19 protein-coding genes are annotated in these 18,694 nt (G+C 40.3%); 11 read left to right on the top strand and 8 right to left on the bottom strand.

What is annotated here, in order from left to right; genetic code table 11:
* The first annotated feature begins 18 nt into the window (after window positions 1–18).
* Together DPG01_RS01370 and DPG01_RS01365 are read left to right on the top strand one after the other, a co-directional pair.
* On the top strand, window positions 19–1,536 hold the full coding sequence (locus DPG01_RS01370) for an acetyl-CoA C-acetyltransferase (protein ID WP_110973962.1): 1,518 nt from the start codon (window positions 19–21) through the stop codon (window positions 1,534–1,536).
* 105 nt (window positions 1,537–1,641) lie between these two features.
* Complete coding sequence (locus tag DPG01_RS01365; RefSeq protein ID WP_110973961.1) at window positions 1,642–2,193, top strand: hypothetical protein; 552 nt, start codon at window positions 1,642–1,644, stop codon at window positions 2,191–2,193.
* A gap of 45 nt (window positions 2,194–2,238) precedes the next feature.
* Here DPG01_RS01365 and aceI read toward each other — a convergent pair whose 3' ends face one another.
* Window positions 2,239–2,673: a chlorhexidine efflux PACE transporter AceI gene (gene aceI, locus DPG01_RS01360; protein WP_110973960.1), complete on the bottom strand. Its 435-nt coding sequence runs from the start codon at window positions 2,671–2,673 to the stop codon at window positions 2,239–2,241.
* A 99-nt stretch (window positions 2,674–2,772) separates the two neighbouring features.
* Here aceI and DPG01_RS01355 point away from each other — a divergent pair, with 99 nt between their 5' ends.
* From DPG01_RS01355 to DPG01_RS01340, 4 genes are all read left to right on the top strand, one after another.
* Window positions 2,773–3,660 carry a LysR family transcriptional regulator gene (locus DPG01_RS01355; protein ID WP_110973959.1) on the top strand — a complete coding sequence of 296 codons (888 nt, stop codon included), beginning with the start codon at window positions 2,773–2,775 and terminating at the stop codon, window positions 3,658–3,660.
* A 92-nt stretch (window positions 3,661–3,752) separates the two neighbouring features.
* Window positions 3,753–4,739, top strand: a complete 987-nt coding sequence (gene tal, locus DPG01_RS01350) for a transaldolase (protein ID WP_110973958.1) — start codon at window positions 3,753–3,755, stop codon at window positions 4,737–4,739.
* 70 nt (window positions 4,740–4,809) lie between these two features.
* Window positions 4,810–5,460 (top strand): leucine efflux protein LeuE, encoded by a 651-nt coding sequence (leuE, locus tag DPG01_RS01345; protein WP_110973957.1) that lies wholly within the window; start codon window positions 4,810–4,812, stop codon window positions 5,458–5,460.
* A gap of 125 nt (window positions 5,461–5,585) precedes the next feature.
* Window positions 5,586–6,761 (top strand): benzoate/H(+) symporter BenE family transporter, encoded by a 1,176-nt coding sequence (locus tag DPG01_RS01340; protein ID WP_058869719.1) that lies wholly within the window; start codon window positions 5,586–5,588, stop codon window positions 6,759–6,761.
* A 66-nt stretch (window positions 6,762–6,827) separates the two neighbouring features.
* Here DPG01_RS01340 and DPG01_RS01335 read toward each other — a convergent pair whose 3' ends face one another.
* The 3 genes from DPG01_RS01335 to DPG01_RS01325 all read right to left on the bottom strand — a co-directional run bounded on the left by DPG01_RS01335 (window position 6,828) and on the right by DPG01_RS01325 (window position 8,831).
* On the bottom strand, window positions 6,828–7,385 hold the full coding sequence (locus DPG01_RS01335; RefSeq protein WP_058951890.1) for a TetR/AcrR family transcriptional regulator: 558 nt from the start codon (window positions 7,383–7,385) through the stop codon (window positions 6,828–6,830).
* Between the two features lie 5 nt (window positions 7,386–7,390).
* Window positions 7,391–7,735 carry a DMT family transporter gene (locus DPG01_RS01330; RefSeq protein WP_005401176.1) on the bottom strand — a complete coding sequence of 115 codons (345 nt, stop codon included), beginning with the start codon at window positions 7,733–7,735 and terminating at the stop codon, window positions 7,391–7,393.
* Between the two features lie 82 nt (window positions 7,736–7,817).
* Window positions 7,818–8,831, bottom strand: a complete 1,014-nt coding sequence (locus DPG01_RS01325) for an alpha/beta hydrolase (protein WP_110973956.1) — start codon at window positions 8,829–8,831, stop codon at window positions 7,818–7,820.
* Between the two features lie 300 nt (window positions 8,832–9,131).
* Here DPG01_RS01325 and DPG01_RS01320 point away from each other — a divergent pair, with 300 nt between their 5' ends.
* Both DPG01_RS01320 and DPG01_RS01315 read left to right on the top strand, forming a co-directional pair.
* Entirely contained in the window at window positions 9,132–9,575 is a 444-nt protein-coding gene (locus DPG01_RS01320) for a universal stress protein (RefSeq protein WP_058869721.1), read from the top strand.
* 85 nt (window positions 9,576–9,660) lie between these two features.
* Entirely contained in the window at window positions 9,661–10,104 is a 444-nt protein-coding gene (locus tag DPG01_RS01315; protein ID WP_004696899.1) for a universal stress protein, read from the top strand.
* A gap of 67 nt (window positions 10,105–10,171) precedes the next feature.
* On the opposite strand, the gene DPG01_RS01310 is transcribed toward DPG01_RS01315, so the two are convergent.
* Window positions 10,172–10,387, bottom strand: a complete 216-nt coding sequence (locus tag DPG01_RS01310; protein WP_004696898.1) for a hypothetical protein — start codon at window positions 10,385–10,387, stop codon at window positions 10,172–10,174.
* 246 nt (window positions 10,388–10,633) lie between these two features.
* Window positions 10,634–13,243, bottom strand: coding sequence for an aminopeptidase N (pepN, locus tag DPG01_RS01305; protein WP_110973955.1), 2,610 nt, complete (start codon window positions 13,241–13,243; stop codon window positions 10,634–10,636).
* Between the two features lie 421 nt (window positions 13,244–13,664).
* Between pepN and DPG01_RS01300 the strand changes: the two genes are divergently transcribed.
* The 3 genes from DPG01_RS01300 to thiM all read left to right on the top strand — a co-directional run bounded on the left by DPG01_RS01300 (window position 13,665) and on the right by thiM (window position 16,152).
* On the top strand, window positions 13,665–13,922 hold the full coding sequence (locus tag DPG01_RS01300) for a hypothetical protein (RefSeq protein ID WP_086210111.1): 258 nt from the start codon (window positions 13,665–13,667) through the stop codon (window positions 13,920–13,922).
* Window positions 13,923–14,107: 185 nt separating this feature from the next.
* Window positions 14,108–15,268, top strand: coding sequence for a hypothetical protein (locus tag DPG01_RS01295; RefSeq protein WP_110973954.1), 1,161 nt, complete (start codon window positions 14,108–14,110; stop codon window positions 15,266–15,268).
* Between the two features lie 11 nt (window positions 15,269–15,279).
* Window positions 15,280–16,152 (top strand): hydroxyethylthiazole kinase, encoded by an 873-nt coding sequence (gene thiM, locus DPG01_RS01290; RefSeq protein ID WP_086210113.1) that lies wholly within the window; start codon window positions 15,280–15,282, stop codon window positions 16,150–16,152.
* A gap of 33 nt (window positions 16,153–16,185) precedes the next feature.
* Here thiM and DPG01_RS01285 read toward each other — a convergent pair whose 3' ends face one another.
* Window positions 16,186–16,917, bottom strand: a complete 732-nt coding sequence (locus DPG01_RS01285) for a hypothetical protein (protein ID WP_086210114.1) — start codon at window positions 16,915–16,917, stop codon at window positions 16,186–16,188.
* A gap of 238 nt (window positions 16,918–17,155) precedes the next feature.
* The gene (locus DPG01_RS01280; RefSeq protein WP_110973953.1) at window positions 17,156–18,682 is read right to left on the bottom strand and encodes a TerC family protein; all 1,527 of its coding nucleotides are present in this window, start codon (window positions 18,680–18,682) and stop codon (window positions 17,156–17,158) included.
* Window positions 18,683–18,694 lie beyond the last annotated feature (12 nt).

Below are 18,694 nucleotides of genomic sequence, written 5' to 3'. Positions count from 1 at the left end.
CATGCTTGGAAAAGCCTTATGAGCAAAACAACTCAAGAAAATCCAGCAGTGGAAAATTCTGCTACGGAAACTGTGTCAAATACATCAAAAAGTACATCTCGTAGAACTAAAAGTACTGGCACAACAACCCAATCAGTAAATAATACGACTAAGCCGACTCGCACTCGTGCTGCGTCAACTCGTAGTAAAAGCCCCGCTTCTTCTACAAATGCTTCAAAACCAAAAACTCAAACTGCTGTTCAACAGGATCAAACCATGAGTCAAAACACTGTTCGCCGCGTGGCTATTATCGGTGGTAACCGTATTCCTTTCGCTCGCTCAAATGGCGCATATTTCACCGCTTCGAATACAGATATGTTCACAGCAGCGCTAAACGGTCTTGTTGAACGTTTTAACCTTCAAGGTCAACGCCTTGGTGAAGTGGTTGCTGGTGCGGTACTTAAGCACAGCCGTGACTTTAACATGACCCGTGAATGTGTACTAAACACTGCACTTGCACCAGAAACACCTGCTTACGATATTCAGCAAGCATGTGGCACTGGCTTACAAGCAGCTTTCTTAGTTGCCAACAAAATCGCACTGGGCCAAATTGAAGTGGGTGTTGCTGGTGGTGTAGATACGACTTCTGATGCACCAATTGCGTTTGGTGATGGTTTACGTAAAGCATTGCTTGAACTCAACATTGCAAAAACAGGTAAAGACCGTTTAAAAGCTTTGACTAAAATCAATCTAAAAGACTTGATGGATGCGCCAAAAAATGGTGAGCCACGCACGGGTCTTTCTATGGGTGATCACCAAGCTATTACTGCACTTGAATGGGGTATTGCACGTGAAGCACAAGACGAACTTGCTGCATCTTCACACCAAAAAATGGCTGCGGCTTACGAAGAAGGTTTCTTCGATGACCTAATCACACCATTCTTAGGTTTAGAGCGTGACAACAACTTACGTGCTGACTCTACTGTTGAAAAACTTGCTAAGCTCAAACCAGCTTTTGGTAAAGGCGATGCGCGTACCATGACTGCGGGTAACTCAACCCCACTTACGGATGGTGCATCTTGTGTGCTTTTAGCGTCAGAAGAATGGGCCAAAGCAAACGGTCACGAAGTACTTGCTTACTTAACATTCCAAGAAACAGCTGCTGTTGATTTCGTTGAGAAAAAAGAAGGCTTATTGATGGCGCCTGCTTATGCAGTTCCACGTATGCTTGAGCGTGCTGGCATTACACTTCAAGACTTCGACTACTACGAAATTCATGAAGCATTTGCATCGCAAGTACTTTCTACTTTGAAAGCTTGGGAAGATCCAAAATTCTGTAAAGACCGTTTAGGTTTAGATGCTCCACTCGGTTCAATTGACCGCACTAAACTCAACGTAAAAGGTTCTTCACTTGCAGCAGGTCACCCATTTGCTGCTACGGGTGGTCGTATCATTGCTACTGCTGCGAAGTTGATTAACCAAAAAGGTTCAGGTCGCGTACTGGTTTCAATTTGTGCTGCAGGTGGTCAAGGTGTAACAGCGATTATTGAAAAATAATCTCGCCTTCGCCATGATAAAGCACCTCTTTTGAGGTGCTTTTTAACTGGTCAAAACCATCAATTTGCTCTATAGATAAAAAATAAAATAACCAAATACAAAACTATGCGAAATTCATCCTCATTGTTGGCTTATCTCAATACACCCATTCGCTATTATTATTTTTACCTCATTCCCTTAGGACTAGCACTCCTTATGGTCAGTTTTGATGTTCACTTTCAAGGTGTGTTTCCAAATACCATCGCATCCAACTTATCCAGTCCACATAAATTTCTCAATGACTTTTTTGCTATATGTACTTTCATATGTATTGTCGTTATTTTTATCAATTATTTTCGCGTACAGCTCAACAGACAACAAATCCAGCACATTAAACTACACTACGCAAAACTGAATACACAGCAACGTTCAATGTTTAGCCCGTTAGGCTTATTGTTTTTTATTTTTATGTTGCTCTTTTTCTGCTTAAGCTGGTTTTTGATCAGTGATGAAATCCCATACACAGATTCCAGTACAAAGAAAGGCGCAACCATGGTCTATCTAAAAGGCTTTGCTCATCCGTATATTAGCGCTGTAGTGAATAGCTTACACTATGCCCTCACGGTTCTTTTCGCCTTGATGATCCCTTATATTTTCAATGTTAGAAAATTCACATAAGAATCGCTGCACATTAAAAAAGCCACGACATTGCGTGGCTTATTTTTAATTTGAATATTGTGCTTCAGGTTGAATACCCAATTTAGCTTCCAGCATGTCATAACACCACTGGAAGATAAAGGTATAAACCAAAATACACATGGTTAAACTGAAGTCGAGTACGATGGCTTGCCAAATACTCATTTGCATTGCATATGCGACCATTGGGATAGTTGCAAGCATCAAACCACCTTCAAAACCAATCGCGTGAAGAACACGCACACCGATGGTTCTTTTTAGCTTTCTTTTCGCTTCAAACTTTTCAAAAAAATGGTTAAACACCATATTCCATATGACCGAAGTGACAGCCATGGCAATACCGAGTACACCTGTGACTTCTAAAGGCATATGGAATATGAAACTTAAGGCAACAGCAATGATCACCAATAGGATGATTTCATAGCTGAGCGCTTGAATAATCCTTCTTTTGGAAATCAACATTTTTAATTACTCTTTCATGATTGGATGTTGGCTATTTTATTTTTATAATACTGATTAATCGAGTTAGATTCTTTCAATAAAATTGAAAGATAAAAAATTATGAATATCAATCAAGAGCAACTGATTATTTTTAAAACTGTGATTGAGTCAGGCTCATTTTCAGCTGCTGCACGCAAGTTAGGGAAAGTACCATCGGCCGTGAGTATGTCAATTGCTAACTTGGAAATAGACTTAAACCTACAGCTCTTCTTACGCGAAGGACGTGAGCCTACAGCAACAGCACAAGCCATGACCTTGTACGAAAAGACCGAGCAACTACTGACTGAAATGAATCAATGGAAACAGCATGCATATGCCCTAAGCCACGGTTTGGAGTCCTCGCTCAACATTGTAGTGGTATCTGAGCTTCTACATATGCAATGGATCGACTACATCGCAATATTAGAAGCCGAATTTCCCAGTCTACAAATCAATATTTTTTCTGCACCTCAAGAAGATGCTCAGAAAATGTTACTCAATGGTACAGCACAACTAGCACTGATGTTTGAACGTGAACAACTGGAAAGCAGCGAACAGTTTGTAGAATTAAAACTCGAAACTTTAGTTCCCGTTGCCAATAAGGACTTTACTCTGGCGAAATTTTCACAAGTCAGTTTTGAACAAATTCAACACAGCCGTCAAATCGTGGTTGCCAGTCGCGATAAAAGCATTAAGCCAGAATTGCTCTATTCCAAACAGTATTGGCGGACAGACAACCATCACTCGGCTTGCGCCTTAATCATGCAAAACTTTGGCTGGGGTGTTTTACCCTTAGAAATGTTAAATGAAAGCCCTCAGCTCAAAAAGCAGCTCAAAATATTAGATCTGATGGATTTCACCCCCAAGTTTGAATATTTTGTGGACTTGGTCTGGAGTCGTGAAAGTGAATTGGGTGCGGCTGCACGTTTTTTAATCCAACACATCCGAAATCAGCGTAAAAAAGTATAATTACTGCTGTTAAAACGTCCGAATCTACTTGGGTTAAAAGCAGTTTGTGTTATAAATATTTTACGGGTAATAACTTTAAGAACGAACGATCAATGACACAAACCGCATTAAACCAATTAAAAAGCTTAACCACCATTGTTGCCGACAGTAGCGATTTAGCGGCGATTAACCAATTTCGCCCGCTCGATGCAACCACCAATCCTTCTCTAATTACAGCAGCTGCAAGTCAACCTGAAAATAAAGAGTTGATTGAAGACGCTTTCGCTCAAGCCAAAGCGGAAGGCTTTGAAGATGACTTACTTATTGAACGTACGATTGACATTCTTACCGTCAAATTTGGTGTTGAAATTCTCAAGTTGATCGAAGGTCGTGTTTCCACAGAAGTAGATGCAGCGCTGTCTTATGATACCAATGCCACCATCAAAAAAGCCAAAGAGCTGCTGGCGCTATATAAAAACTACGGCGTAGATCAAGATCGTATTTTAATTAAAATTGCTTCGACATGGGCAGGCATTCAAGCAGCGAAAGTGCTGGAAGCTGAAGGCATCCATACCAACTTAACGCTTTTGTTTGGTGTGCATCAAGCACATGCTTGTGCGGAAGCGAATGTCACTTTAATCTCACCTTTTGTTGGACGTATTTTAGATTGGTACAAAAAGGCCGAAGGCGTGGACAGCTATCCCGTTGAAAAAGACCCTGGCGTACTCTCTGTGAAGCAAATTTACCAGTTTTATAAAGCACATGGGGTCAAAACAGAAATTATGGGGGCAAGCTTCCGTAGTATTGACCAAGTGTTGGGACTAGCTGGCTGTGACCTGCTGACTGTTGCACCTAATTTATTGGCTGCACTTGAACAAGACACGCGTGAAGTCAAAGCACAACTGTCAACAAGTGATATTGCGCCAGCGACAACTGCACTTAACGCACTCGGTGAAACTGAGTTTAGAGATCAAATTGAACATGACCTCATGGCAACGCAACTGCTACAAGGGGGGATTGATGGATTTATTAAAGCTCGTCAACAACTGAACACACTGTTACGTCAGTCTTTTGGTTTAGATGAAGAAATTTCAGCTTAACTTGATTTTTCTTCTTTTAAAAGCCGATTTTGTTATCATGCAACATCGGCTTTTTTATTGAGAATACGTTGTGTTTGGTATTATCGACATCGGTACTTATATCATCGGTACAATTCTAATTGTGATTTTGCCAGGCCCAAATTCTCTTTATGTGATGTCTATCGCCTCACGATTTGGTATTAAGACGGGGTACTGGGGTGCACTAGGTGTTTTCACAGGCGATTTGATCCTCATTCTATGTACCGTGCTGGGTGCAACATCTCTTTTACATGCTTTTCCTTGGCTGTTTATTTTATTAAAAATTGTAGGTGCACTCTATCTGTCATATTTAGGTATAAAACTCTTGATTGCAGGAGTCAAAACCTGGAGCTCTAGCCCACAACAGCTTGCAGCAAGTACAGATCAGAGCACTTTACAAACCTTGTATCCTTTTCGCTCAGCGCTGACCATTAGCCTTTTAAACCCAAAAGCCATTTTGTTTTATCTGTCTTTTTTTGTGCAGTTTGTCGACCCAAATTATGCCTACCCAGCACTAAGCTTTGCCTTACTTTCCATTATTCTACAAATCATCAGTATGGCTTATCTCAGTATCCTGATTTTTTCAGGTATTAAGCTGGCGAGCTATTTCAACCAACAGTTTAAAGTTGCCGCCGTTGCAGTGGCGACCGTCGGTCTGCTGTTTTGTGGCTTCGGCTTAAAACTGGCACTTTCCACACTATAATTTTCGTGAATAATCTCATTATTTTCGACAAAAAATCCATCATGTGCTGTTTTCTTTTTCAAGAACCAGCGTATGATCCTTGAACAATAGTAATTTTCACTCATTCAAATTATGTTTTGATCTTCATGCAAAAATTATTTCAAGATTTCTCTGTTCCAGCAGTATTCGCAGGTTTTATTACCTTCCTCATTGGCATTAGTGTGTCTTCAGTCTTGGTCATTCAATCCGCCCAAGTCTTAGGTGCAAATACCGCACAAATCAACTCATGGTTCTGGGCTTTAGGTCTGGGTATTGGTTTAAGTGGGCTGCTTTTATCTTGGAAACTTAAATATCCTGTATCGACCTCATGGTCTACGGCAGCACTGGCCTTAATTATTGCGACAGGCAGTGGTTATAGTTTGCATGAAGCGATTGGCGCATTTTTGGTCTGTGGTTTAGTTACTGCCATTTTGGGCTTTTTCGGTATCTTTGAAAAAGTTCTGACGTATATCCCGCAAAGCCTAACCAGTGCCATGCTAGCTGGTGTGTTATTGAAGTTTGGTATTTCATTGTTCGCTAGTATGCAAGACCATTGGGGTTTTATTTTATCCATGCTGGCGGCTTATATTGTTTCTAAGCGACTTACTCCACGTTACTGCATTGTCATTACAGTGATTGCAGGCTTGTTACTCTGCCCGTTGTTCTTAGACTTCCATACTCCTCAAATCACATGGAGCCTAGCGCAACCTGTTTGGATGACGCCTGAATTTAGTATGTCTGCTATTTTAGGTTTAGCGCTGCCTTTATTTGTGATCAATATGGCATCGCAATACTTACCGGGTATTGCCATGATTAAAAGCTATGGCTATAACCCCCACGTCAATCAACTGATTGGTTGGACGGGTACCGCTCAAGCCTTACTCGCACCCTTTGGCTGTTATAGTGTCAATACCGCAGCAATTAGTGCTGCCGTCAGTTTAGATGAACAAGTTCACCCTGATCCATCGAAACGTTATATTGCGGGCATGAGCTGCGGTTTCTTCTACATCTTAATGGGACTATTCGCAGCCACCCTGACCAGTCTTTTGCTGTCTTTCCCTGCGATTTTTATTACAGCCTTGGCTGGTATTGCTTTGTTTGGCACGATTAGTCATAACATCGCGATTGCATTTGAAGCGGTATCAGACCGTGAAGCTGCGCTCATGACCTTCTTATTCAGCGCATCTGGGGTACAGTTCTTTGGTATTGGCTCTGCCTTTTGGGGACTACTCTTTGGTTTTGCAGTTATGCTTATATTTAAATTTAAAGCCAAAAAAGTTTAAGCCCTCATACAAAAAGCACCCTCGATGGGTGCTTTTTTTATTGTTAAATATTGCTAACTTGAAAAATTAATGCTGATAACTTCGTTGAATCAATTCTTGCTTAAGTTGCATCGTCTCAGACAGATTTTCCACCTCGGTAAATGCTGTGAGCCAAATACCATCTGCAGCATAGCGCAAAATTTTAAGTTCCAAGTCATTGTCTGTATCCTGATGTCGAGCCAAACGTTTTTCTAGCCACTCAATCCAATACTCATTAAAGGTACGATCCGTCAGCATAATCATCGAAATAGCTGACCAAGAATGCTCCAAGCCTAGCACCTGCTTTTCCAAAGTAATCTCGATATAGGCTCGGGTAAAGCAACCATAACGATCACGATCTTGGCTAATCAACTCATCAATAACACGATCTAATTGTTCAAGCTGTTCCACAACCATCGCTTCTAGTAGCTTTTGTTTGTTTGGAAAATGATGAAAAACGCCGCCCTTACTCACGCCAACCAAATCAGCCACTGCTTGTATGGAGACCCCAGTCACGCCTTTTTCAGCAGCCAAACAGATCGCATGTTGTAGGATACTTTGGCGAACCTGTTCTGGTGCCTTTTTACGTGGACTTGCTTGTTGCATCGAACTTAATGCCCTGTTGAATTTGAAAATAAGTTAATCACGACCACACCAGAAACAATCAGTGCAATACCGATCATTGCTGCAAAATCTAGACTTTGTCGGAAAACAAAGTAACCAATCAGAGCGGTTAAAACAATACCAACACCCGCCCAAATCGCATAAGCGATACCCAATGGAATCACTTTAATCACTTGAGACAATAAATAAAATGCCAACGAAAATAGAACCACTACGGCCAGAGAAGGCAATAGCTTGGTAAAACCTTCCGACTTTACCAAAAAAGTCGAACCAATCACTTCAGAAATAATTGCCATCGCCAGCAATGCATAAGCCATTAATATAGGATTCATCAGGAACTCAATAATTAACATACCAATCGGTCGGTATGTTATTTAAATACTAAAAATTAAACAAGTCTTTCTGTATACTTTTTTATTTTGTTTCAGTCGGCCTTGAGGTTTGCTTTATAAAATCAATGGTTCGATCAAAGGTGATCTGACTCGCTTGTTTGCTCATCATGAACTGATATTCATGCACCAAAAACTCCTTAGAGTCTGGATAAAAAGCCTCCGTGACTGCAACCTGATGCTGCTTCAACACCTCGACGAAAGGTAAAGACTGGCTCTTGGTTAAAAAGTCTTTATTTCCTCCACTGATAAAGACAGATGGATACTGTGGCGTAATATGTTCACTGGTTGAAATTGACTTTAAAAAAGCTGCATCTTCTTTACGCTCCCCTGTATAAGCTTGAACCAAGTTATAAACGCCCCATTCAATGAGCCTGAGTTCCTCAGGAGCGGTGTTTACAAAGCGATATAAGTCATAAATACCACAATGCAAAATTAGCCCTTTAAGCTGTTTCGGCTGAATGCTCGGCTTAAAATTGGATGCTTGAGCAAATGCGGGATTAGTCAAAAGTGCAGCATAATGACTGGCAATATTGGCTCCAGCAGAGTCTCCTGCTAAATACAGTTGGTTCGGGTTAATATGATACTGAGCAGCATTCAATTGTAAGAAATTCAGTGCATGATCGACTTGCTGTAACTGAGTGGGATAAATAGCCTCAGGTGCAAACTGATACTCTACCGAGACCACGTTAAAGCCTTGATTAGCTAAAAGCTTAAAATAACCTCGCGCATGCTTTTTTGACCCCGAAACCCATCCGCCGCCATGAATCCAAACCACCGTGGGCACTGTGTTTAATTGTTCAATATTTTTGGGTTGATAGATATCAACATTCAGCTCAGGACTAGCTTGATATGGAATATTATTGTGTACGATGACATCGGGAGGCGCAAAGCGATCTAGCATTTTCATTTGAATATTGGTTGCTGTATTGAACGTTCCCGCAATCAGTTTGGTGTTCTTTTCTACACTTTGACACGCACTCAAAAGCACAATCATGAAAACAGTACTAAGTACTTTTATTATTGATTGAAAAATCATACTGTTCGGCCCCACCCTTTTTTCAAATGATTCTAATACAATCTCTATCACATCGCATGATTAAACAGGTCACATTTCAGCCTCATTTAAACACTAGAAGCATCTTTTAGAGAATATTGCTTTAAATCTGAAACTTGAGTTTTTCACTCAAGATTTTGGAGACGTAAATCGGCTTTTTTTGAATTATTTTCTTTAAATTTCATGAATTTTCAATTTTTAGCCCGATCAAAATTGAACATTTAATGGCAGTGTGTTATCAATAAATCAAGAACTAAATCTTATACAAAAGGAGTCCCTCTGATGGCTTACCAACATATTTTAGTCCCTGTTGACGGTTCACAAATTTCTTTTTCTGCGGTTAAACAAGCGGCTGAAATTGCCAAAGTTTTTGGCAGTCAACTCACATTGATTAGCTTAGTTGCTGAAGACCCTCTCAAAGATGCTGATTTTTACTATACTTCTCCAATCATGAAAGACTATTTCATACAAGCCTACAACAATGCTGAGAAAGCCCTTCAGGATGCTGTTCAAATTGCACAAGAACAAGGTATAACAGCACAGTCTAAAATCATCAAAGGTGAAGTCTCTGAAGATGCTGTGGTCGAAGCAGCCGCTTCACTAAAAAATGACTTGATTGTGATGGGTTCACATGGCCGTAAAGGCTTTCAAAAATTCCTATTAGGCAGCTTTGCTCAAGATGTTCTCAAGTCTACTGAGCTCCCAGTTCTCATTGTTAAAGCTTAATCAACTATAACGCGTCTTTATATGAATTGATTTCGCATGTACTGCAAAATAATCCGCATAAAGATGCACCATTAAGGAGAAGATAATGAGCTACAAACACATTTTGGTTGCCGTCGATGAATCCCCGATGTCTTATGCTGCTGTTGAACAAGCACTTGAGTTGGCCAAAGATTTAAATAGTCGTGTAACACTCATGAGCGTGATTGCAGTCGATCCATTTGTCGGAGTCGACTTTTATAAAGTTGCACCAGCCATCACCGACTATTTCCTACATGCTGAAAAAGTCGCTCAAGACCGTTTAGCCGAAGTAAAGCTCTCATTTGACCGCGATGAAATTGAGGTGGATACCAAAGTGATTCGCGGCATCTCTCCTTCTGAAGGTATTATTCATGTGGCCGATGAAGTCGGTGCAGACCTGATTTTGATGGGCTCACATGGCCGTACAGGCTTTAAAAAGATGATGTTAGGTAGTGTGGCGCAAAATGTTCTCACACAGTCTCCGATACCTGTGCTGATCGTAAAAGTTTAAGTATTGTTTTAAACAAAAAAGACTGCCGAAGCAGTCTTTTTTTGTTTGGCAGAACTTGTTCACTTTATTAGCTTTTACTAATCTGCTGATGCAAATTTTGCAAATAATGCTCTGCTGCCGACTGTTGCATAAAAGTTTTTTGAAATAACCCCGAAGCCTGATGGTTATGCGGGCTATACTCAACATTGACTTGAAATGTTCCCAGTTCAGCACTTTTCGCAATACGAATAGCAATAATATGAACGGTATTTAAATAAAACCCATCTTCAATTTTAACTAACATATCTGTTTACACTCTACATGTTTGTGTGCCCAATAGCCTGTATACAGAAGCCGAAAAAATACAGAATATTGAGCTAATCATCTGTTATGCCATAACATTATACCCATAAAATGCGATTCAATTCACACTATTCACATGAATGTTCATTATTTAGAAAAATACCAATGTGAGCTCTTCATGCTGTCATTCTTCAGTTTGCATAAAAAAAGCCAGTCAGTAGACTGGCTTTTTTTATGCGTAGATCAGTTAAATACTTAACATACTGCTTAAAGTTTCACTGACATTTTTAGATTTCACTTGTGGTTTTAAAGCCTCAAGCTTTGCTTTCACTTCGCTACGCTGTGGCTCTGCCAAGCTATACCAGCGAGACAAAACTTGAAGTAAACGAGAACCAACAATTGGGTTTTTCTCATCTAAATATTTTGCCAGCCCAATGAAATGATCCACACCAAAACTCCATGTGTTCACTGGATTTGCATTTAAACCACCACTCACTGAACGAATACGGTTCGGTACGCCCAAATCATAATCGGCATGTGAAGTGAGGTATTGAATGGTGTCTTCTGTAGCACAAGGATGTGCCGCTTGAAGTGTGAACCACTGATCTAGTGACAAAGCCTCATCTTTAAAACGTAGATAAAAATCACGTAATGCAGCTTCTGCTTGTGGTGCATCGTTCCACACCAAGACACGTAATGCACCTAACCGTTCAGACATATTGCCTGTGGCTTCATATTGCTGATACGCCAGTTCAAAAGCAGTTTCATCACCTTGGCGAGCCATCATACTGAGCATGATATTTTTCAGTGCACGGACACCCATGGCTTGTGAGAACTCTTTTTGCAAATCTGGGTCTAAAGCCAAATACGTGTCTTTACAGAACGCCCCTAACTCACGTGCAAGTTTGTCAATCAGAGCATTACGCTGTTCTTGAACTTTCTCAGGTTCATAATCGGTGTCGATACGGCTACCTAAATATCCTTCACTTGGCACATCAAATAAACGCGATGCCAAGAGTGGATCTTGCTCAACAAGCGCAGGCAACGTGTTTTTAATGGCTTGAATATAAATATGCGCATCATGACCATTGAGCAAAATACGCTCAAGCAGTGTTTGTGTTGCTTGCCATTGGTTAAATCCATTGGTTTCGTATTGAATTAAGAATGCCAACTCTTCATCGGTATAGTTGAACTCTAAGTTGACGGGCGCAGAAAAATTACGCAGTAATGACACGACCGGCTTCGTGCTTAAACCGCTAAATACAATGCTGGCTTGGTCTTGATCAAAAAGATACACACCGTCTTTGACTGCATTTTCAAATAAACTGTCTGAGTTTAAAAGCAATTGCTCACCTGTTGCAGCATCGAACAGTGCTAAAGCAACAGGAATTGGAACAGCTTTTAGGTTCGGATACTTAGGATGTGCTTTTAAACTTTGCTTAAAGTTTAAGGTATAAGTTTGTGCAGCAGCATCATAGTGACCTTCAGCTTCTAACTTTGGTGTACCTGGTTGGTTATACCACGTTAAGAAGTTGGATAAATCTACACCTGAACCCGCGGTCAAAGCAGCGACCCAATCTTCAACTGTCACAGCTTGACCATCATGGCGTTCAAAGTATTCATCGGTTCCTTTACGGAATTTTTCTTTGCCTAATAAGGTTGCCATCATGCGGTTAATTTCCGCACCTTTTTCATAGACTGTTGCCGTATAGAAGTTATTGATTTCCACAAAATGGTCTGGACGCGGTGGATGAGACAATGGGCCTGAATCTTCTGGGAACTGATGCGCTTTGAGTACCGCAACGTCGTCAATACGTTGAACCGCAGCAGACAGTAAATCTTCTGAGAAAGATTGATCACGGAAAACCGTTAAGCCTTCTTTTAAACACAATTGGAACCAATCACGGCAAGTAATTCGATTACCTGTCCAGTTATGGAAGTATTCATGGGCAATCACCGACTGTACACGCATGATCGCGGCATCTGTCGTGTATTCTTCGTCAGCCAAAACACATGAGGTATTAAAAATATTGAGACCTTTGTTTTCCATCGCCCCCATGTTGAAAGCACTGGTCGCCACAATCATATAATTGTCTAGGTCATAGGGACGACCATAGTGTTCTTCATCCCAACGCATTGAATGCTTTAAAGCTTCCATCGCAATATGACATTTCGGAATATCTTTTTCTTCGGCATAAATTTCCAAAGCCACATCACGACCTTCGGAAGTCACATAACGGTCTTTTAAAACAGCCAAATCACCAATCACACAAGCAAATAAATACGCTGGTTTTTTGGTTGGGTCTTGCCAAATGGTATAGTGACGACCTTCTCCTGCCTCGCCCGCTTCAATTAAGTTACCATTAGCAAGCAGCACAGGATATTTTTTGTCAGCTTCTACACGTGTGGTAAACACTGAAAGAACATCAGGACGGTCTGGGTAAAAGGTAATTTTACGGAAACCTTCAGGCTCATTTTGGGTTACGAACAAATCTGATGCGGCTTGGTATAAGCCTTCAAGTTGTGTATTTGACTCAGGATGAATGATCACTGATGTCTCAAGCTTGATCTGATTTGGTGCATTGCGAATTACCAACTGCTCAGCATCAAGTGCATATTGCTCTTGGCTGAGTTGCTGACCATTCAGCACTAAACGCTTTAGCTCTAAATCACGCCCGAGTAGAACCAAATCACCTTCAGCTTGGCGCGTTAACTCCAGTACAGCATCAACTTTGCTATGCTCATCATAGACTTGAATATCGAGGTGAATGCTGTCTACTAAAAAAGATGGCTTTTGGTAGTCTTTTAAATAAACAGTTTGATCTGCCTCAATAATTGGATTTGCCGCAATATTCATGTCATGTCCTAATGCTATTGGTCTACAGCTTTATATTGTGTATGTTTTGATCATACGACAAGTTTGTCATGCTGTCTGTGTTCGTTGAATGATATTTATATGGGCACATTGAATTGGCTTTTCAATTGTATTTCCCTTGTCGCTATCCACTATCTTTATCAATTGAATAAGAAACAGGCAATTCCGTTCATTGTGCTGGTGTTGTTCTGCAATATTTACACCAGCACTCAAAACCAATTTCATACAAATGGTACAAATTCAATAAAATCAGGCTTTCTCAAAACTCTATAGCACTATAAGGGAGACGTTTTCGAATTTATAACTTAATTTTCAAATCGTCTACATTTTGTGCACAGTTCTTGCTTGTATCTCATTATGCATAGCGCATGATAAAACTTAGACAAAATAAAAGAGGTGTGAGATGTATTTAAAAGACCATATCGTCCGCGTCGAAAATATAAAAATGCTGCAAGCACTGGATGCTGCAAAAATTGATCATAAAGTGATTGCTATGTTTATGAGCTGTGAAGGAATGCCATTACAAGCACATGACGTCACCAGTATCTTAAACCACTATGATAACCTTAGTCGCAAAAAGCTCCCCAACAGGAAGGTTCAAGCTATGATTGAAGCCAAAAAATTAGGTAGAGAAGACGACTCTTTGCCTTGCCCCGTTTAAATTCGACTTCTACAAAAAATACGGCGCATGCCGTATTTTTTTGCCCTATATTCGCCCCTGCATCCCTTCTTCTATCTCGTCGTCACAAAGCGCCTCTGCTTGTTCAATTACACTGCAATTTACAACGCCTTTCTGAAATTTTAGCGTGTATAATTTGAGAAAATCCTGAGTTTCAGATTCATCCTATGTCGCTTCAAATTTTGCACAAACAACTTGATGAAAGCACGCCATGTCCACTGTGTCAGGCGGCTATGTTTTGGGTGGATGCTGAACAATACGATAAAGAAATTAACTTTCATGAATGTAGCCACTGCCAACATCGTGTTTTTAGTCATTCAAATCTAAATTGTCACTGTGACAGCTGTTTAGCGCAACGCAAAAAAATATTGAAAGAAACTCGCCAGCAAGAACAACGTAAAACTAAAAATCAAAAAGACATTTATGAGTTTGAGCTAGGTCAACTTAGTTTTATGCATAAATTATTTTTATTGGCCCTGCTTGATGACTACGTACAAGAACATACTCAACACCAAGAGTTTATTGATTGGGAACAGATCAAATATTTTAGCATCAGCCCCAATTACCTGTTTCAAAATAGCCTTGTTAAACAACTGGTAAAAGAACAAATCCTCGTTGCCAAAGATTTTGCCAGTGAAGCACATCAGTACTATATGAATGTCCGTTTAGATGGTTATTCGGAACCCAGCTTATTTAGCATTACCCAACAGCTTCGTTATTGGTTTTACGAGAACCTGAGCCTCGGTGTTCCATTTAAAACCTCAGATGAAGTCAAAAATGCCTTATACCAATTGCTTTATCAGGAAATTATCCAGTTTATGCAGTTTTACTGCCGTACTTGGGGCATTCAAATTGCGGGAAATAACAGTTTCCAAGTGTTTTGTTATCGTTTACTCGATGTACTCGCAGTCGGACAAATTTATTATTTAATCCAAACTGCATTGGAGTATTTGTACGAACGTAAAGCCTTACAAATACGCAATGAAAACTTTATCAATACCAACTTGTTGAAAAAAACCTTGCAACAATACCGTGAACGTAGTGTGGCTGAAAAATGGGAAACTTCAACGTTGCCTCGACCGCATAACTTACCATTCAGTAAAATGAGCGAAGTCTTGTTTTTCCGCTTCTTGGGTTATGACGAAACTATTTTCTTCCAACCTGTTTCACGTTCATGGCAAAAAATTGAACCGCGTTTAAGTTTCTATTCGCAAAAGCGCTGTATGTACTGTGGTTCAAATGAACTCACTGTAGACTACGATGCTGACCAATATGTGACATTATTTTGTCGTAAATGTAAGCACCAAGACCACTATTTCACCAAATAAGGGCACCCACTATGACCGAGCTTTTAGACCTTTCCTTGCTTAACTCAAAACAATCAATTCAAGACCAAACCGATGTCTTGGTGGAATATGTTGCTGAAGCTTGGACTGCCCTGCAAACACAACAACCTTTGGTGCAATGTATCACCAACAGTGTTGCAGCCAACTATGCAGCTAACGTTTTATTGGCTTCGGGTGCCTCACCTGCCATGATTGATAATCCCTTTGAAGCGGAAAGTTTCACCCGCATTAGTGCAGCACTTAGTATCAACCTAGGAACACCAACCTCTGAACAAATGCAAGCCATGCAAATCTCAGCTCAAACTGCGCAGCAACAAGGCATTCCATGGGTTCTAGATCCTGTTGGTTATGGTGCATTTTTAAAATGGCGCTCTGAAATGGTCGATCAGCTTTTAGCCTTTAAACCCACGATTATCCGTGGCAATGCTTCAGAGATCAGCACACTTGCAGGCAACCACATCGAAACCAAAGGTGTGGACAGTACTGCCAATAGCGCAGATGTCTACCAACAAGCAAAAACGCTTTTTGCACATTCAGGTGTGATTGCTATCTCAGGTGAATCTGACTATATCCTGTCTCAAGAACTTAATGCTGTGATTCAAGTCAATGGTGGTTCATATTTACAACCGAAAGTAACCGCTACAGGCTGTGCTTTAGGCGCATTGATCGCTGCCTATAGTGCGGTGACCAATCCTGTTATTGCAGCACTGTCTGCGCATATTCACTTTGCGATTGCTGGACAACTTGCTTATACCCAAAGTCAAAGCATTGGAAGCTTTGCCGTAGCTTTTATGGATCAAATTCACCAACTCAAAGCTGAAATGATTTATGAATATGCAAATATACAACTGATTCAAACATCTTGATAAGCGAAAATAAAGCTGTTCTTGACTCGCTTGTTAGGCGACTTCTCGCCCTAAGAGCAAGTTAAGTGCAGCATCTACTAATGTAAAAAGATCTAATTTACAAATACAGATCAACCCCATACCGATAAAATAGTCAGGTGCATGCTGCATATAAAAGTTGATATGTGGACTCGCCCGATTGCGTAGTCGAATTAATTGTTCAGGGGTTGTTTGTGGCAGCACACAAGGATGTACAAATACATCCTCACTACGTTGCTGTACATTCTCATGACGATTTTGCATGAGCTCAAGCACCTGCAAATACTCTTCAGGCATCTTAGCACCAACACGTGGATAAAAGCGCTTAGAACGTGAAGCAAACAAGCGATATACTTTCGGTTGCATCAAGCTTGAAACAAACCACAGCTGTCGCGTGGGATATTTGAGCCGATAACCTAAAGCCACTCGTATCGCAGACATCAAACTTCTGTTTTGATTCCTATAATCAGGTAAAAAGGCTGCTCGTGAATTCACGATATACAAAGTCTGCTGCTCTCTATTAAGCTTTAAAATGGCAATAATATTTTGACCGACGATTTTACCTCGATGATAAAAACGAATAATCGGTAATGCAACGACATCATGATTATAAAGCAGTTGATATAACTCATTTTGAACTGCATTTGGAAAAATTTTCCGATCAAAGCTTTCCAACTTCTTAAATAAGGCCTGTTGCTTCTCAGTCGAAAGCTTAGTGAAATCGACCATTTTTTCCATAAGATGCATGAGCTCTTTCCATTTTTATTTTTGGTAGCCACACTACCTTTATTTATTATCTGATATTAAATTATGGGATAAAAACCTACCTTTACTAAACTTCACCAGCTCAAAAAGGATAAACGCACATCGCCACTAAATTTTGCGCATAGCATAGCGTTTTTTTAATCAAACATCTAATGGTTAATTTATATACAAAAAATGCCAACATAAAGCTGACATTTTTTACAAAAGCTTAAAGCAAATCTTAAACTAGACGATGAACAATACTGACAGTTTTAATTCGATTTGAATCTAACTCAAGCACTTCAAAATGAACACCACGATAGTCTAACTGAGTTCCGACCTGAACATCACCATGGGTTTTATCAAGAATTAATCCAGCTACACTGATATAGCCTGCATCTTCCTCGACCAAATCCAGCATTCCAAGTTCGAGTTCAAGTTGGTACAAGTCTAGCATTCCTGTCGCCTTCCAAGTCTGATCATCTATTTTGATCAAATCAAGCTGTTCATCAGCGTCAGGAAACTCACCGGCAATTGCTTCAAACACATCAAGCGGTGACACCAAGCCTTGTACATTACCAAACTCATCACTCACCAAGACCAAAGAACCTTTTGATGTTCTCAAAGTATTAATGGCATCAATCACTTTCATTTTTTCGAAGATGTAAATTGGGCGATGACGCTTGATCAGATCTTTTAACTGTTCTTCATCATCGAGTACATCAAGCAGCTCTTTGGCACGTGCAATACTTATGACCTTATCTAAACTACCACGACACACTGGAAATAAGCTGTGTGGTACAGACAATACCTGCTCACGAATTTTTTCAGGGGAATCGTCTAAATTGACCCATGAAATTTGGCTACGTGGCGTCATGATTGAAGCCACAGAGCGTTCGGCCAATGTCAGCACACCACCGATCATATAACGCTCTTCATCCGCAAAAGCTTCTTGCGCTTGACGCTGTTCTGGGTCTTCAGCTTCGATTTTTCCGCCCATGAGTTTTAAAATAGAATCCGCAGTACGATGACGTAGTGGAATTTTAGCCTCATGTTTTGCCGCATTACGCTCACCAAACTGGTTAAATGCCTCGATCGCAATCGCGACACCAATACCCGAATAGATATAACCCTTAGGAATATGGAAGCCGAAACCTTCCGCAATTAGGCTGATACCAATCAATAACAGGAAACTAAGACACAAAATAACCACGGTTGGATGACGGTTTACGAAAGCAGTTAAAGGCTTAGATGCCAACAACATCACGGCCATCGCAACAATCATCGCTGCCATCATGACATAAACGTTATCTACCATACCAATGGCGGTAATTACTGAGTCCAGTGAAAAAACAGCATCTAGAATAACAATTTGTGCAACGACTGCGGTGAAACCTGCATAGACAACATTGCTTGTAACTTTAAGCTCAGGCTTACCTTCAATTTTTTCGTGCAACTCAGTAACGGCTTTATATACCAAGAATAAGCCACCAAAAAGTAAAATGAGGTCACGTCCAGAGAATGTCCATTCCAATATAGAAATAAGCGGTTGAGTCAATGTGACTAACCAAGATATTGCAAATAACAAACCCAAACGCATAATAAGTGCAAGGGATAAACCTATGACACGCGCTTTATCACGTTGTTCAGGGGGAAGTTTTTCAGCCAAAATGGCAATAAAGACTAGGTTATCAATACCTAAAACAATTTCTAATATAATAAGAGTAAGCAAACCAACCCATATTCCCGGATCTAATAGAAATTCCATTATTTCATTACT

Source organism: Acinetobacter sp. WCHAc060042, from assembly GCF_003231195.1.
In the GTDB taxonomy this organism is placed as follows: Bacteria; Pseudomonadota; Gammaproteobacteria; order Pseudomonadales; family Moraxellaceae; genus Acinetobacter.
This window is presented reverse-complemented; position numbering and strand designations above follow the sequence as displayed.